Below are 15,887 nucleotides of genomic sequence, written 5' to 3'. Positions count from 1 at the left end.
ATTGCGACAGAAAGCCGCAACGCGACCTGTGACCGCGTATATATAAGCAATAACGGAGTTGTTGACAATAGCGAACACGAGAGGAGATTTGTAATGGTCAGGAACCATGCGCGTGAGGGCAGCGGCATGCCCGGATGATCGTTCATGCCGGAGGCGAGGCATTTTTCAATCCATAAATCCATATCCTATCTCCCATCAGCCCGACGGTGCATTTGGATATAGACCTGACCGAGGCCGGTGCCTCCGAACTTCCTGGCTGTGCTGCTGTTTCTTGTTGATGCTGATGCGTCGTCGCAAATCTTGACGTTGCGGCCTGTATAACATAATCGTATTCTTTTTTACGCAGGAGAATTTGTGGAAGACCGAGAAAAGAAAAAGAAGCCCGCCATACGCCTGAGTACCAAATCGCCGCACGCGGCATACTTTATGCCCATGCTAGAGAGCATAGCCGCGCGCGAGGGTTTGAACGAAGTTCTCAAACACCGCGTCAGCAAAGCCTGTGACCTGCTAGACGCCGGCGTGCCGCTCTTTCCCAACAATTTCCGCAAACAGCACCATATCGCCGCCGTGCTGGAAGACTTCGGCCCGCTTGACGCGGAGGCGCTGGCCGGGCGGAAGGACGTCGTCGTGCTGGCCGGACGCATCGTCTCATGGCGTTCTTTCGGCAAAGTTGCCTTTTTTCACCTCATGGACGACAGCGGGCGCATACAGTGCTACGCCACGAAAAAAAATATTGACGAACGCTCCTCCCTTGTCGTCAAAAAACTGGAAGTGGGCGATATTGTCGGGGTAAGCGGCCGCCTGTTCCGGACAAAAACAGGCGAACTCACCCTCAACTGCGTCGGGGTAACTTTGCTGACCCGCTCCATGCGTCCCCTGCCGGAAAAATACCACGGTCTGAAAGACATGGAGACACGCTACCGCCAGCGCTATGTGGATTTGATTGTCACGCCGCGCGCACGGGAGGTCTTTCAGAAACGTAGTCTAATTGTACATGAATTTCGTGTAGTTATGGAAGAAGCAGGCTTCATGGAAGTGGAAACGCCCATGATGCAGCCCCTGCCCGGCGGAGCGACGGCGCGCCCCTTTACCACCCACCACAACACGCTGGACCTGCGGCTGTATATGCGTGTCGCGCCGGAGCTGTATTTAAAACGCCTGCTCGTGGCCGGCTTTGAAAAAGTGTTTGAACTCAACCGCAACTTCCGCAATGAGGGCATCGACACGCGGCACAACCCGGAATTCACCATGTGTGAATTCTACTGGGCGTACGCCACATTTGAAGACCTTATGGACTTTACGGAAAAGCTCTTCGCCCACATCGCCGTCAGGGTCTGCGGCTCCTGCGTCGTGACCTATCAGGGGCAGAAAATAGACCTCACTCCCGGCCGCTGGAAACGCCTGAGCTTTTATGACTCCCTCACGCAGATCGGCGGGCACGCGGCAGATTTTTACAATAACTACGCGAAAGTGCGTAACTATATCCGCGAACGTGGCGAAAAAATCACGGAAAAAGAAAGCCTGCAAAAACTCCATGCCAAACTTTTTGATCTGGATGTGGAAGACAAGCTGGTGCAGCCGCATTTCATCTACCATTATCCCACGGAAATTTCACCGCTGTCGCGCCGCAACAATGATCGGCCCGAACTGACGGACCGCTTTGAGCTTTTCATAACCGGGCGCGAAATGTCCAACGCCTTTTCCGAGCTGAACGACCCGGTGGACCAGCGCCTGCGCTTTGAAGAACAGGCGCTGGAAAAAGAGGCCGGCGACGAAGATGCCCACAGCTTGGACGAGGACTATCTGCGCGCCCTTGAATACGGCATGCCCCCGGCGGCGGGCCAGGGGGTCGGCATTGACCGCCTTGTCATGCTGCTCACAGACTCGCCCTCCATTCGCGAAGTTATTCTCTTCCCCCTGTTGCGGCCGGAATTTTAGCCTGAAGCCGCGCCGCCTTCCTGAAATTTTCCCCGCTTCATCATTTATATATTAAAAACAGTTATATCCATCTGTTGCGGATTATGGTTTTTTAAAAAAATTCTTGAAAATCCGGCATTGCTCGGGCATCATGCCACAAATGCGTTTTGAACTATTTGTGGCCATGCGCTATCTGTTTTCGCGGCGCAGACAGACCTTTATCTATATCATCTCCGTCATGTCCATCTTGGGCGTGGCTCTGGGCGTCGGCGCGCTGGTAGTGGTGCTCGGCGTGTACAACGGTCTGACCACAGACATGCGCGAAAAAATTCTCGGGGCCAACGCCCACGGCATTGTGCTCTCCCACCTTCCATCCGCCTTTGAACACAATGAGAATCTGATGGAGCGCATTCTCGCCGTTCCCGGCGTCACCGGCGCGCTGCCCTTCATCTACGCAGAGGCTATGCTTTCCGCCGACGGCGGGGTCAAGGGCGTTGTTCTGCGCGGCATCGACGCGCAACAGGCTCCTGAGGTGCTCTCGCTGCTGCGTCAGATGCAGTCCGGCGCCGCGGCCGACCTGGAACGGAAAGGCGCGCCCGGTATTATCATCGGCACCGAACTGGCCCGCCGTCTCGGCCTTGTGCCGGGCAGCCGCGTCAACCTGCTCTCGCCCGCCGGGCAAAAAGGATCCGCCGGCTATTCCCCGCGCATCCGCCCCTTTGAAGTGACGGGTATTTTCAAAACCGGAATGTACGAATACGACTCGTCGCTCGCCTTTGTGACCCTTGCCGCGGCCCGTGATGTCCTGAGCCTGCCGCCGGCCTTTCTTTCCGGCGTGGAAATCACCGTGCGGGACGTGTTCAGAGCTGACGAAACAGCCGCGCGTCTTGACGGGACACTCGGCTCGCCCTTTTACGTGCGCACATGGATGGACATGAACGCGAACCTCTTCGCCGCCCTCAAACTGGAAAAAGTCGGCATGTTCATCCTGCTGGCCATGGTGGTGCTGATCGGCTCGTTTTCCACCGTCACAAGCCTTGTCATGCTGGTGATGGAAAAAACCCGCGACATCGCCATCATGATATCCATGGGCGCCACAAGCGGCATGATACGCCGCATTTTCATGCTTCAGGGTATAATTATCGGCATCACGGGCACGCTGCTCGGCTATGTTTTCGGCTTGACGCTGGGCTTTCTGCTCAAGCGCTATCAGTTCATTAAATTGCCGGACAACGTCTACACGGTGGACCATCTGCCCATCATCATCACAGTTTCAGACGTTGTCATTGTCGGCGCGAGCGCCCTGCTGCTCTGTTTTCTCGCCACACTCTACCCGGCCCGTCAGGCGGCTATGCTTGAGCCGGCCGAAGCGTTGCGCTACGAATAGCCATGGCAGGGATCTATACATTTGCCGACGTGGGAAAAAAATTTGCCGATATGGGGGAACATCTTGAAATTTTTAAGAATATCAATTTAATAGTGGAAGAAGGAGAAGCCCTTGCCGTTGTGGGAGCTTCAGGTTCCGGCAAATCCACCCTCTTGCATCTTATGGGGGCTCTTGATACTCCAAGCAGTGGGCACGTGCTGTTTGACGGCAGAGACATGGCGGGCATGAACCGCAATGAAAAAGCCTTCTTCCGCAACAAAACCCTGGGCTTTGTTTTTCAGTTTCACCATCTGCTGCCGGAATTTTCCGCGCTGGAAAACGTGGCGATGCCGGCCGTTATCGGCGGAGCTCGCCCGGCCGACGCGCTGCCGGAGGCTGTAACCCTGCTTGAGCAAATGGGGCTTGGCGAACGGACGAACAGCAAGACGTCCACGCTCTCCGGCGGCGAGCGGCAAAGGGTGGCCATTGCCCGCGCTGTTTTTTTACGCCCCCGCGTCCTTTTGGCCGACGAACCCACCGGCAATCTGGACGAAAGTGCCGGCGCGCGCGCGGGTACGCTGCTGCGCGAACTCAACCGCGAGCACAACATGACCCTGGTGGTCGTCACACATAACCGCGATCTGGCCGCAGGCATGGATCGCGTGATGGAATTAAAAGCCGGGAAGCTGCAGCAGCAGGAATGGGTTTGACGGATCTATAGTACGGGGACATCGTATGAAAAAAGGTATATCCAACGCACTGTTCAAGGCTCTTTGTTACATGACCTTCGTGTGCGCCATGCAAACAGGTTTGCCGACCGGCGCCCTTGGCGCGCCGGATACAGTGCTGATTTTGCCCTTTCAGGCAAACGCCGGGCCGGAAATGCCCAACGCCGCGCATGACGTGCCGCAGTTGATCGCCACGCAACTGGAACAGCACGGCCTGTCAGCCGTCCCCATGAATCGCGCGGCCGCCCTGGTCTCGCGGACGGGTGGCAACATCAATCTGGCTGCCGCACGCGACATGGGTCGCCAAGCCGGGGCAAGCCTTGTCATTTACGGCAGCTTTAATCAGTTGGGTGACGGTTTTGCCTTGGACACGCGCATTGTTCCCGTTAATGAAGGCGGCTCCGTGCCGGCGGCTTTTGAACGCGGCTCGCTGACGGCGCTGACGGAATGTGCGGACGCTATAGCCGACCGCGCCGCGGGCATGCTCAACGCGACAGAACGGCCCGCGGAAAAAGGCCCTGCCGCGCTCATACCCATGAGAACGCCAAACGCGGACGGCGGCATTGCCGATGTGCAGATACGCGGCATGAAGGTTATGGACCCGGATATCGTGCTCATGCGCATGACTATCCGCAAGGGCGACAAGCCGGACGCCAACGCCGTCAATGAAGAAGTCAAACGCATATGGGACATGGGCTATTTCAGCGACGTGCAGGCCGGCATGGAAGGCAATGTGCTGGTTTTTACCGTGAAGGAAAAGCCGCGCATCGACAATATTATGGTGGAAGGTTCCCACAATGTGGACAAGGACGATGTGCTGGCCGCAATGTCCACCAAAACAGGCAGCACGCTCAACGAACAGTTGCTCTCAGACGATTTGCAAAAAATCACAGAAATGTACCGTAAAGAGGGCTATTACCTCGCCAAGGCCGCATACAGGCTAGAAGACCGCGCCGGTGGACAGGGCGCGGTGCTTGTCATTTCCGTCACAGAGGGCAACAAGCTCTATATCAAGGAAGTAAAGATCGACGGCCTCAAGGAGCTCAAGCAGAGCGACATGAAGGACTATATGGCCCTGCGTCCGCACAATCTCTTGTCCTGGTTCACCGGCACGGGAACCCTCAAGGAAGAATACCTGGAGCGCGACACAAACGCCATTGCCGCCTTTGGTCTGAACGAAGGCTTTGTGGATATACAGGTTGCCGCCCCGTTGGTGGAATACAAGCCGGACGGCATACACATTGCCTTCAACGTGCAGGAAGGACAGCGCTACGCTGTCCGAGACGTCAAATTTGCCGGCGATGTCATAGACAGCGAAGAGAATATGCTCGACGTGATCGAAATGGACAATCACCAAAAGTCGGACAAATATTTCTCCCTGACCGTCATGCAGGAAGATTCCAAACGCCTGACGGACTATTACGCCGATTACGGCTACGCTTTCGCCGAAGTGGACACGAGGGTGATCAAAGCCGACGACGGCTCCCCACTGCTGGACGTGGGCTACATCATCACAAAAAAACAAAAGGTGTTTATCCGTCGTCTCACGGTGGAAGGCAATGTAAAAACGCGCGACAACGTCATTCTGCGTGAAATGCGCTTCGGCGACGGCGACATGTATGAAGGCGCGAAGCTGCGCCGTTCCACCGAGCGCCTGAACCACCTGCGCTACTTCTCCGCGGTGGATACGGAACTCATCCCCACCGGCCAGGACGACGAGGTGGATTTGAAGGTCAAAGTCAAGGAAACGAACACCGGTGCGCTTATGGGCGGCATCGGATACTCCACCTACTACGACGTCGGCCTCACCGCTTCCATTATGGAACGCAACCTCTTCGGCCGCGGCTACTGGCTGCAGCTCCAGGGCTTCTTCTCCTGGCGGCGCACATCCGGCATGCTTTCGTTCACCAACCCGCGCCTCTATGACACAGACCTCTCCGTCGGCAACGACCTCTATTACATCCACGACTACTGGGACGACTTCACCAAGGATACTCTGGGAGACACTATACGCTTTGCCTACCCCATCGGCGAATACACCTCCGTCGGCGTCAGCTACCGCCTGGAACGCTATGACCTGTATGACGTGTCCGACAATTCCTCGCCCTACATCTCCGACTACAAGGGCACAAACTGGACAAGCGCCATCTCGGGCCGCATCCTGCGTGACACGACGGACTTCAAGGAACGCCCGACAAAGGGCACCATTGCCCGACTCTGGGCGGAATACGGCGGCGGCGGCCTCGGCGGCACAGACAACTTCGTCAAGGCTGTGGCGGACTGGCAGGGGTTCTGGTCGTTCAATCCGCAAAACACCATCCATGTGCGGGGCCGGCTGGGCGGCGTGTTTCAGAACACCGATGAGGGGGTGCCGGTATTTGAACGCTTCTGGCTTGGCGGCATGGACACCATACGCGGTTACTCCTACTCCGACATTTCGCCGCGCGACTACAGATACGGCGGCGAACACGTCGGCGGCGACCGCATGGGCGTCTTCAATCTGGAGTATATCTGGACCTTTGAAAAAGAAATCGGACTCGCGCTTGTGCCCTTTCTTGACGGCGGCTTCAATATCGACCAGAAAACCATGGGAGCGAATTTGCACAAGTATTTCGTGTACTCCACAGGCCTGGAACTGCGCTGGCGTTCGCCCATGGGCGATCTGCGCATCGCTTACGGCATTCCGCTGTCCGATGATTATGACAAGGAGAGGGAATCGGGACGACTTGAGTTCAGCATGGGCCAGTTCTTTTAGAACAGGCTCCCGCTCGACATCTTCAGGGCCTTTTCACATTTCTTTGTCTGCCCGGAACAGAAGCCACAGGCCGATGCCGATCAGCGGAAGACAGAGAATCTGCCCCATTGTCAGCCAGCCAAAGGCCAGATACCCCAACTGGGTGTCCGGAACGCGAACAAATTCCACACAAAAACGCGCCAGACCGTAACCTGCGGCAAACAGGCCCGATACGGCACCTGTTTTACGCGGCCTGGAAGAATACGCCCACAGCAGAACAAAAAGCACAAGGCCTTCCAGAAAGGCTTCATACAACTGTGAAGGGTGCCGCGGCCAAGGCCCTCCACCTGGGAAAACAACTGCCCAGGGCACATCGCTGACCTTGCCCCACAACTCGCTGTTGATAAAATTGCCGATCCGGCCGAAAAACAAGCCCGGCGGCACAAGTGGGGCCACAAAATCCGAGACTGCCAGAAACGCCTTCCCCCGGCTGCGCGCAAACCAGGCAAAGGCCAGAAGCACGCCCAGCAGCCCGCCATGAAAAGACATGCCGCCATTCCACAAACGCAGTATTTCCCACGGCTCGCGGATATACGCCACAAGATCATAAAAAAGCACATATCCCAGACGTCCGCCCACAATAACGCCCAACATGGCGCAAGTCAGCAAGTCGTCCACAGCCGTCGGCGGCCATGCCGGCACAGAACGGGAGGCGCGGCGACGCCCCAGACCCCACCCGGCGGCAAAACCGAAAAGATACATGAGGCCGTACCAGCGCACATGCAGACCACCCAAGGAAAAAACGACGGGATCAACAGGGAAAAAACTCACTTTTTCCATCCCGGCGCAATAAATTCCCCGCTTTCGCCCCCGCTTTTATGGAGCAGACGCACCCGGCTGATAACTATGTCGCGCTGAAAGGCCTTGCACATATCATAGATAATCGCCGCGGCTGTCTGCGCGGCGACAATGGCCTCCATTTCCACACCTGTAACACCTGTGGCACGGATTTCCGCCTTGACGCGAACCTGCGGCGGATTGTCGTGCACTTCAAAATTTATGTCGGCAAACACCAGATTCACGGGATGACACAAGGGTATGAGATCACTCGTGCGTTTTGCCGCCATAATCCCGCCGATTTTGGCGCATGTCAGCGCATCTCCCTTGGGCAGTGCCGATTTTTTAAGCAGCTCCAGCGTGGCCGGAGCGAGATCCACCACAGCTTCGGCAACGGCCTTGCGTCGGGTCTCCGGTTTCTCTCCCACATCCACCATGGTCACATTGCCCTGCGCGTCCATATGCGAAAAATGATGCCGCGTCACATCGCCTCCGGAATAACGGACGCTTGCCCGGCGCCAATTTGTGCCGGCCGGTCTATACATATGATGATTAGTGGATAACATGCTTGTCTTGGCCTACGGTCATTCATCTTTTGCTCCCGTTATTGTTGACGTCGACGTTTTTTTTGAGAATTGCGGTTGTCGTCCGGCACGTTTGCTCCGGATTCCCGCAACATCTTGGTTTGCGCGCGCAGAACGGCCTTTGCGTCCTGATCGCCGTTCTGCGCCGCCAGACGGTACCAGCGGGATGCTTCGCTCAGGTTGCAGGGCACGCCCGTGCCCTGCTCATACATGACTCCAAGACTGTACTGGGCCGCCGGCTCGTTCTGGGCCGCCGCCTTGCGGTAAAATTCCACAGCCTTGTTGTAATCCTGCGACACGCCCCGTCCCTGTTCATACATGAAGCCCAGATTGTATTGCGCTTCTGCAGAACCCTGTTCAGCTGCCCTGGCATACCACTGCACGGCCTTGGCCGCGTCCTGAGGATATCCCCGCCCTTCAGCGTACATATAGGCCAGATTGTTCTGGGCTTTGACATGTTCCTGTTCGGCGGCTCTGGCAAACCAGTGCGCGGCTTTGGTATCGCTCTGGTTTTCGCCCTTGCTGTTCAGATATATCCAGCCGAGAGAATATTGCGCCTGAGCAATGCCCTGATTGGCGGCGCGACTGTGCCAGTCGACAGCCGCGTTTTCATCCCTGGTCACTCCGCGGCCGTGAGCATAAAGATATCCAAGACTGTGCTGTGCCATGGCGTGCCCCTGTTCTGCGGCTTTGTGCAGCCAGCGCGCCGCCTCTTTATAATTGCGGCGTATGCCGACGCCGGAGGCCAAAGCCGCACCGAAAGCATACCGGGCGCTGGTATCGCCTTTTTCCGCCCCCAGACGAAACAGTTGCACGGCATGCTGCTCATTCTTTTGAACGCCTTTGCCTTCAAGAAATAAGAGCCCGAGCACATAGAGGGCTTCCGCATTGCCGTCATCCGCGGACGCCTTGAGCAAGGATGCCGCGGTGGTGTAGTCTTCCCTGTCAATGGCCTGCTGGGCTTCGCGTAGCGGGCCATTGTCGTCCGCGCGGCTGATTGCTGGTTCGCAAAAAAGACAAAACCATGCAGCAAACAGCGCCGCTTCAAAAAATTTTGATATCTTTGTCATAGCTTTGTCAGTGTGTTTACCCAACAGTCATTTTCACTGCCCGCGACCGTCATGGCATATCGTGCGCAATACTGCCGCCGGGCGGCCTGCACGGTTTCGCCCTTCCACCAGTCCGGCGCGTCGTCAAAAACGCTGTTGACTTTGGCCGCGGCTTCTTCCGGACCGGCGTGCAGAATGCCGGCCTCTGCCAGAACGCCCAGCAGTTCCTCGTGTTCCGACGTCTGCGGCCAGACATCGCGCGACCAGTACAAAACTGTAGGTGCGTCAGCAGCCAGAGATTCCAGCATGGTGGTGCCGGGGTGGTCAATGACAAGCACGCGGCAGCGCAGCATCTGCCGCGTGAGCGGACCTGTGCAGAGCCGCACGCGCGGAAAACGCGGCAACAGCCAGTCCGCGTCTTTGAGGGTTCCCGGCACGGGGAAATAAGGGCGATACAGAGCGCGTGGATGCAAATCTTTCTTCAGGACTGTGAAAAAACGCGCTTTGTCGTTGCGGTAGCGCAGCAGTTGCAATGGAGTCGGCCAGCTGTCCAACCGGTAGGCAAACAAGGGCATTTCCGTGCCCACAAAAAGCAGACTCTTCCCCCCTGTGCCCTTCCAGCGCCCAGCAATCCGGGCGACCTGCGGATAAGGCAGGCTGATGAAGTTGCCCCTGCACCCGGCGTGTTCATTCCAGCCCCAGGTGGCAAAGGCGTGCTGGCTGTATTCCACCACGGCGCTGAGGCAGGCAACGCGCATCTGTCCATAGCCGCTGCCGTGCTGCACATACATCAGGCGGTTGCCGCGCCCGCGCCAGACGGCCAATTTTTGCCGGTAGATCGTATCTTCATAAGCCAGAACGCTGGCGACGCGCAGGCGGGGGGCTGTGCGGCTTTTGCGTAATGCGCGCGGGTGCTCAAGACGCGTGAATGCTTCCGGCAGCGCCGCCCAAAAAATCGGCAGGGGGTCCAGCGGCAAATGCGCATCTGCGCCTGTGGCGGCGGCACCGAATGTGGCGGCCAGCGGCAGGGAGCTGTCTTGCCCCCGGCTTGTGTGCGCAAGCGCGAGCGAAAAGCGCAAACTCTGCCACAGGCTCACGCCTTTGAGACGCGGGAAAGGCAGACGCAACAGAATCCGTCTCGCCCAGTGTTTGACGCGCTCCTTCAAAGCCGGCGGAACGGAATTTCCATACACCTTGTTGACAGGAGGCAAATATTTCCTACGCCAGGCAGTGGGCCAGCAAGCCTCCAGCAGACGGGAGAAAAGCCAATGATTGAAAGAAATGCCCAACGAACCGTATAGGGTAAAATCATGTTCGCCGGCAAAGCGAAAGGCACAGTTTTCCGGCAACAGGGGCACACGCAGGGGCAAGTCACCCCAAGTCCCTGTCATGGCCTTGACGCGTTGCCAGCGATCGGCTATCTGCCGGGCCACGTCAACGCCCCAGGGCGCGAGCAGGGTTTCCCAGTAGGCGTCCGGTAATGCCGCGCTGTGCGGACAAAGCCGGGCGGCAAGAGCGGGCAGGTTGTCGGCAAAGATGGCGCAGGCCTCTCTGGCGGTCTGCGCGAGAATATTGACGTCGCACAACGGTTCCGGCGCGAACTGAAAACTGTTTTCCCAGCCGGGGAACAGTTTTTCCCGACCGGCAAAACACCAGGGACCGGCTGCCCGGAAATGTTCCGGCTGGGCTCCTTCCGGCATGCGTCCCAGAATCAGCGTGGCTTCCATGTCACGTTTACGCTTTGTCCAGATCAGACCAGCCAAGCACCGTGTCTTCCGACAAATCGCGCCGGGCGCGCATGGCAAGCGCCTCTTCGTAATGACGCGGCGAAATGCCGTGGGCCGGGCGTTTCCAGGTCAAATCTTCAGGACGCAGCATCCGGCCGGCCTTGATGGCGCACGCCGTCACAAGTGATCGTCGGGCGTTGCGTCGCGCCGGTTCTTCCTCCGGCAGGGCCCGCAGGGTAAATTCGCCTATACTGACGAGGGTTTTTTCGAGACGGGCATAAAAATGTTTCAGATCTGCCTTGTCCATGGCGTGATAATGGTCATTGCCGGGCAGCGTTTTGTCGTGAGTGAAGTGTTTCTCCAGCACGCGCGCACCCATCAGGACGGCGCTTTCAAGTATGTGCATATCCCCAGGCAGGGTGTGGTCGGAATAGCCGATGACATGTTGCGGAAAATGCTGTTTAAGCGCGGAGATCATGCCGAGCGCCGCATTTTCATCTGCCGTGGGGTAGTTTAAAACACAGTGCAGCAGTGCCAGTCTGTTGCCTTTTGCTTCTATCCATTCCACAGCTTCGGCTATTTCATGCAGGTCTGCGGCGCCGGTAGAAAGCAGAATGGGCTTGTTGAAGTCGCAAAGAATGCGAATAAAAGGCTTGTTGGTTATGTCGGAAGAAGAAATTTTAAACACTTCCATGAGATCGTTGAGAAAACGCGCTGATTCCACGTCAAATGGCGTGGAGAGAAAGGCTATGCCCGCCGTGTCGCAGCATCTTTTCAGAGCCTCAAACTCGTTTTTCCAGAAGGAATCATATTTTTTAAAAAGCTCATACTGGCTTTTTGTGGGTTCCCTGCTTGTGTCCCAGTAGGCCGGCGAATCTCTGGAGGCCAGCGTGGCGGCCTTGTATGTCTGAAATTTGATGGCGTCGGCACCACCTTCCGCCGCCTCGGCGACAAGTCGTTCTGCAATGGACATGCTGCCTTCGTGGTTCACACCGGCTTCGGCAATGACGCAAGGGCGCGGAATGGTTATTTCCGGCTTCGGACAATTGAAAATATCTGTGAGTTTCATAAACGGTTCCTCATCTGTGTGAGTTCCATACATATACGCCTGATTAGGATATACATGTCCTGTGCGCAATGCCCAGCTTGCTTTTCGGCCGGACAAATGTGGTTTAAGCTTCTCCCGGACATAATCAGAGATATCATGTCGCCGTTGCGGCTGGTATGTAATTGAGAACCTCGCTGTTAGCTGACCTACAGCGAAGTATGCCAGAAAAATTAAATCTGGACAATCTTGTGACTATACCATCTAAAAGGAAAAAAAGGTATCTTCAAAACCGCATGTCAGAAGCATGTCCATAAAACCAGGCGGCTTGATAGATAATGGATAACAAAACATAAGGTATATAGTGATGTTTGACTTCGGGCTGACACGGGCCTTAAACTAGAGGAATGATTTTACGCCCATACCAATGCGAATATCGGGTTTTGATAAACTACGGTCGAAGCGACTATAGGGCAAAGATCTTCAAAATCGGCCGATTGATTGGGAGGCATAGCGCAGATATCATCATGGCACCGGGAAAATTCCCTGAAACGATGCCGAATACATGGACAGCATTCGATATCGTCAGTTCAAAAAATCTTTGACTACGGGGGCGGGGGCTATACATGCCCTGCAGGCCATGCCACGCTGCGGACGGAACCAGCAGTCTTGAAAGGAATAATCATGGACGGCATTTCAAAACGACTGTTTGAACGGGCGCAAAGCCTGATACCGGGAGGAGTGAACAGTCCGGTGCGCGCCTGCCGCAATGTGGACAGTCTGCCGCTTTTTATCGCAAAGGCGCACGGCTGCCGTCTGACAGACGTGGATCATCGCGAATACATTGATTTCGTGCTTTCCTGGGGCCCCATGATCTTGGGTCATGCGGAAGCTTCAGTCTCTGAGGCCATGCACGGAGCAGTGCGCCGTGGCACGAGTTATGGCGCGCCCTGTCCTGATGAAGTGGCTCTGGCCCAAGAAATATGTGAGGCTCTGCCCGGAGTGGAAATGACGCGCATGGTCAATTCCGGCACAGAAGCCGCCATGAGCGCCCTACGTCTTGCACGCGCAGTGACGGGCAGAGACAAAGTCGTCAAATTTATCGGATGTTATCATGGCCATGCCGATCCGTTTCTGGCCGCCGCCGGCTCTGGCGTTGCCACATTTTCCATACCCGGCACGCCCGGCATTCCCGGCACCGTGACGGCCGACACACTGCTGCTTTCTTACAACAATGCGGACGCCGCGCGGCAATGCTTTGCCGCGCACGGCAAAAATATTGCCGCCGTCATTGTGGAACCCGTAGCCGCCAATATGGGTCTTGTGCCGCCTGTGGCGGGCTTTCTTGAAACCCTGCGCGATATTACAGCGACATATGGCGCAATCCTAATTTTTGACGAAGTGATCACCGGTTTTCGCGCAGCTTACGGCGGCGCGCAAACACGTTTCGCCATTGATCCGGATTTGACAGTGCTCGGTAAAATCATCGGCGGCGGCCTGCCTGTGGGAGCGTTCGGCGGCAAAAAATGCTATATGAAACAGGTGGCACCGGGGGGCAAGGTGTATCAGGCAGGCACGCTCTCCGGCAACCCTTTGGCCATGGCAGCCGGTCTCGCCACACTGCGCATGCTTAAAACCCTTGATTACAACGCCCTTGAAAAACGCACCCGCGACTTTGCCGGAGAACTCGGACACATTTTACGGGCAAAAGGTGTCCCCGCGCAAACGCCGTCACTGGCTTCCATGTTCGGCATTTTTTTTCGCGATGGAGAAATCCGCGATTTCAACGACGCTGAACAATGCGATCAGCAACTCTTTACCATGTTTTATAAGCAGATGCGCGCACAAGGCATTTACCTTGCCCCGTCAGCGTTCGAAACCGGCATGGTGTCCTTTGCCCACAGTGAAGACGATTTTGCCGCCGCCCTTGATGCGGCGCGTTTTGTCAAGTTTGATTAATGAAGCGCACAACTTCCCTTGCATGTTATGTATTGAGCCGCAGTGCGTTGCCGCTCGCTCAACGTCTGGCGCAAGGGCTTGCCTCCTCCCCTTGGCGCGCGCCCTCCGGGCGTTGCGTGAAGCAGTGCCGCATAAACGCTCCCACAAGAATATGCCGGACATGTGAAGGGCACATGCACGCCTTTCAGCACTTGCAGGATTGCCTGACGCAGGAATACCACCGTCACGCGGCGCATATTTTTCTGGGCGCAGCGGGCATAGCCGTGCGCGTGCTCGCTCCCCTGCTCCGCCATAAAGGCGAAGACCCTCCTGTCCTTGTGCTTGATCCAGCAGGACGCTTTGTCATAAGCCTTATCTGCGGTCATTGGGGCGGCGGCAATGCATTGGCAAGACACATTGCGCGTCTTGTCGGCGCGATGCCCGTGATCACCACAGCTTCTGATTCGTCAACAAACAACGTGACACCATTGACGCTCGATCTGCTGCTGCGCGACGCAGGTCTACGCATTCTCGACTGGGGTTGCCTGCCAAAAGCGCAAGCCGCCCTGCTGGAAGGCCGCACACTGCCGTTGTGGGATCCCTGCCATGCCCTGCCAGAAGCTACACCTCCGGCTTTTAAGCGCCTGACGTGCGACGAGGACGGCCCGCCCCCGACAGACATGACGCGAACAAGCCCTATTCCCATCTCCGCCGCGCACTGGCGGCGCATGCCCAAGGCTAAAAATCTGCTGCGCATTGCCGTGCCGCGCCTGTATGTAGGTCTCGGCTGCCGCAAAAATCTGCCCCAGGACGTCGCCGTTACGGCGCTTGAGGAACTTTTCGCTGCCAATAATCTGGAACCGCGTGCTGTAGCGGGTCTGGCCAGCGTAGAGGAAAAATGGAAAGAACCGCTTCTGCTCTTTGCCGCTGCCCGCCTTCATGCGCCCCTGTTCGTCTTTGCAGCCGCGACGCTGGCGCAATGCGATACCCCCCATCCTTCTCAAGCCGCAGGGCACCGTTTTGGACAAAAGGACTTCAGCGTTTGTGAAGCCGCGGCACTGCTTGCCGCCGGACAAGGCAGTCGCCTTGTCGTCTCAAAACAGACATACAAGCGCTGCCTGACGCTCGCCGTAGCGCTTGCGGCGCAACACCCGCAATTTTCTATATGAAGCCCGCACCGCTGTATGTTGTCGGTCTGGGGCCCGGCGACGCCGCGTGCCTGACGCCGCAGGCACGCGGCGCTCTTGCGCGGGCACAGTGTATCGCCGGCTACCATCTTTACCTTGAACTCGCACCCCCGGAACTGCTGCACGGCAAAACCATAATCGCCACCGGCATGCGCCATGAGAAAGAACGTTGCGCGGCCGCCGTGGAGGCGTCACTTGCCGGGCAGGAGACGGCGCTGGTTTGCGCCGGCGACCCCGGCGTCTATGCGCTTGCCGGCCTGACGCTCGAACTGCTTGAATCACGCGGTCTGCTTGCGGTTGTGCCGTTCAGCGTTGTCCCCGGCGTACCAGCCCTGTGCGCGGCCGCAGCACTGCTCGGCGCGCCGCTGACGCACGATTTCGCCTGTATCAGTTTAAGTGATTTGCTCACGCCGCGGAATATCATTGAAAAAAGGCTTGCCGCCGCCCTAGAAGCGGATTTTGTATGCGTGCTTTACAACCCGCGCTCCAAAGGCCGCCCGCATCTGCTGACCGGGGCGCTTGAAAAGGCACGGCTCTTTCGCAGGCCGGAGTGCCCCGTCGGGCTTGTCCGCAAGGCTTTCCGCCTGGGACAGAATGTCTGCGTACAGGAGCTTTCCCGCTTTGACGCGACACAGGCTGACATGCTCTCCCTGCTCATTATCGGCAACAACGAAAGCCGCTCTCTGGGCCGCTATATGCTCACTCCGCGCGGCTACCGCATTGACACATAGAATGAAAACACCATACCGGTCTATCCGCGTCCGCCTCATTGACA

The 15,887-nt window shown here is 57.0% G+C and carries 12 protein-coding genes; 7 read left to right on the top strand and 5 right to left on the bottom strand.

Features of this window, described 5'->3' with window-relative positions:
* The first annotated feature begins 432 nt into the window (after nt 1–432).
* The 4 genes from lysS (at nt 433) to bamA (ending at nt 6,766) form a co-directional block, all read left to right on the top strand.
* Nucleotides 433–1,938: a lysine--tRNA ligase gene (lysS, locus tag RSDT_RS00530; RefSeq protein ID WP_172414427.1), complete on the top strand. Its 1,506-nt coding sequence runs from the start codon at nt 433–435 to the stop codon at nt 1,936–1,938.
* Between the two features lie 139 nt (nt 1,939–2,077).
* On the top strand, nt 2,078–3,304 hold the full coding sequence (locus RSDT_RS00525) for a lipoprotein-releasing ABC transporter permease subunit (protein WP_172414389.1): 1,227 nt from the start codon (nt 2,078–2,080) through the stop codon (nt 3,302–3,304).
* Between the two features lie 2 nt (nt 3,305–3,306).
* Entirely contained in the window at nt 3,307–3,993 is a 687-nt protein-coding gene (locus RSDT_RS00520) for an ABC transporter ATP-binding protein (RefSeq protein ID WP_096399138.1), read from the top strand.
* A 25-nt stretch (nt 3,994–4,018) separates the two neighbouring features.
* Entirely contained in the window at nt 4,019–6,766 is a 2,748-nt protein-coding gene (gene bamA, locus RSDT_RS00515) for an outer membrane protein assembly factor BamA (RefSeq protein WP_096399137.1), read from the top strand.
* Between the two features lie 33 nt (nt 6,767–6,799).
* On the opposite strand, the gene lgt is transcribed toward bamA, so the two are convergent.
* The 5 genes from lgt to RSDT_RS00490 all read right to left on the bottom strand — a co-directional run bounded on the left by lgt (nt 6,800) and on the right by RSDT_RS00490 (nt 12,011).
* Nucleotides 6,800–7,585 (bottom strand): prolipoprotein diacylglyceryl transferase, encoded by a 786-nt coding sequence (lgt, locus tag RSDT_RS00510; protein WP_172414388.1) that lies wholly within the window; start codon nt 7,583–7,585, stop codon nt 6,800–6,802.
* Nucleotides 7,573–8,067 (bottom strand): cyclic pyranopterin monophosphate synthase MoaC, encoded by a 495-nt coding sequence (gene moaC / locus RSDT_RS00505; RefSeq protein ID WP_408606703.1) that lies wholly within the window; start codon nt 8,065–8,067, stop codon nt 7,573–7,575. Before moaC ends, lgt begins: the two co-directional genes overlap by 13 nt.
* 119 nt (nt 8,068–8,186) lie before the next feature.
* On the bottom strand, nt 8,187–9,236 hold the full coding sequence (locus tag RSDT_RS00500; protein WP_096399135.1) for a tetratricopeptide repeat protein: 1,050 nt from the start codon (nt 9,234–9,236) through the stop codon (nt 8,187–8,189).
* On the bottom strand, nt 9,233–10,978 hold the full coding sequence (locus RSDT_RS00495) for an LIC12162 family transferase (RefSeq protein WP_231941845.1): 1,746 nt from the start codon (nt 10,976–10,978) through the stop codon (nt 9,233–9,235). Before RSDT_RS00495 ends, RSDT_RS00500 begins: the two co-directional genes overlap by 4 nt.
* Nucleotides 10,950–12,011: an N-acetylneuraminate synthase family protein gene (locus RSDT_RS00490; protein ID WP_096399134.1), complete on the bottom strand. Its 1,062-nt coding sequence runs from the start codon at nt 12,009–12,011 to the stop codon at nt 10,950–10,952. The genes RSDT_RS00495 and RSDT_RS00490 overlap by 29 nt, the downstream gene beginning before the upstream one ends.
* Nucleotides 12,012–12,671: 660 nt before the next feature.
* Between RSDT_RS00490 and hemL the strand changes: the two genes are divergently transcribed.
* Genes hemL through cobJ form a run of 3 tightly spaced genes read left to right on the top strand, consistent with a single transcriptional unit; the run spans nt 12,672 to nt 15,843 of the window.
* Nucleotides 12,672–13,946: a glutamate-1-semialdehyde 2,1-aminomutase gene (gene hemL / locus RSDT_RS00485; protein ID WP_096399133.1), complete on the top strand. Its 1,275-nt coding sequence runs from the start codon at nt 12,672–12,674 to the stop codon at nt 13,944–13,946.
* Complete coding sequence (locus RSDT_RS00480) at nt 13,946–15,094, top strand: cobalt-precorrin 5A hydrolase (RefSeq protein ID WP_231941844.1); 1,149 nt, start codon at nt 13,946–13,948, stop codon at nt 15,092–15,094. Before hemL ends, RSDT_RS00480 begins: the two co-directional genes overlap by 1 nt.
* Nucleotides 15,091–15,843 (top strand): precorrin-3B C(17)-methyltransferase, encoded by a 753-nt coding sequence (cobJ, locus tag RSDT_RS00475; RefSeq protein WP_096399132.1) that lies wholly within the window; start codon nt 15,091–15,093, stop codon nt 15,841–15,843. The genes RSDT_RS00480 and cobJ overlap by 4 nt, the downstream gene beginning before the upstream one ends.
* Nucleotides 15,844–15,887 lie beyond the last annotated feature (44 nt).

This window comes from Candidatus Desulfovibrio trichonymphae (assembly GCF_002355955.1).
Lineage (GTDB): Bacteria > Desulfobacterota > Desulfovibrionia > Desulfovibrionales > Desulfovibrionaceae > Desulfovibrio > Desulfovibrio trichonymphae.
This window is presented reverse-complemented; position numbering and strand designations above follow the sequence as displayed.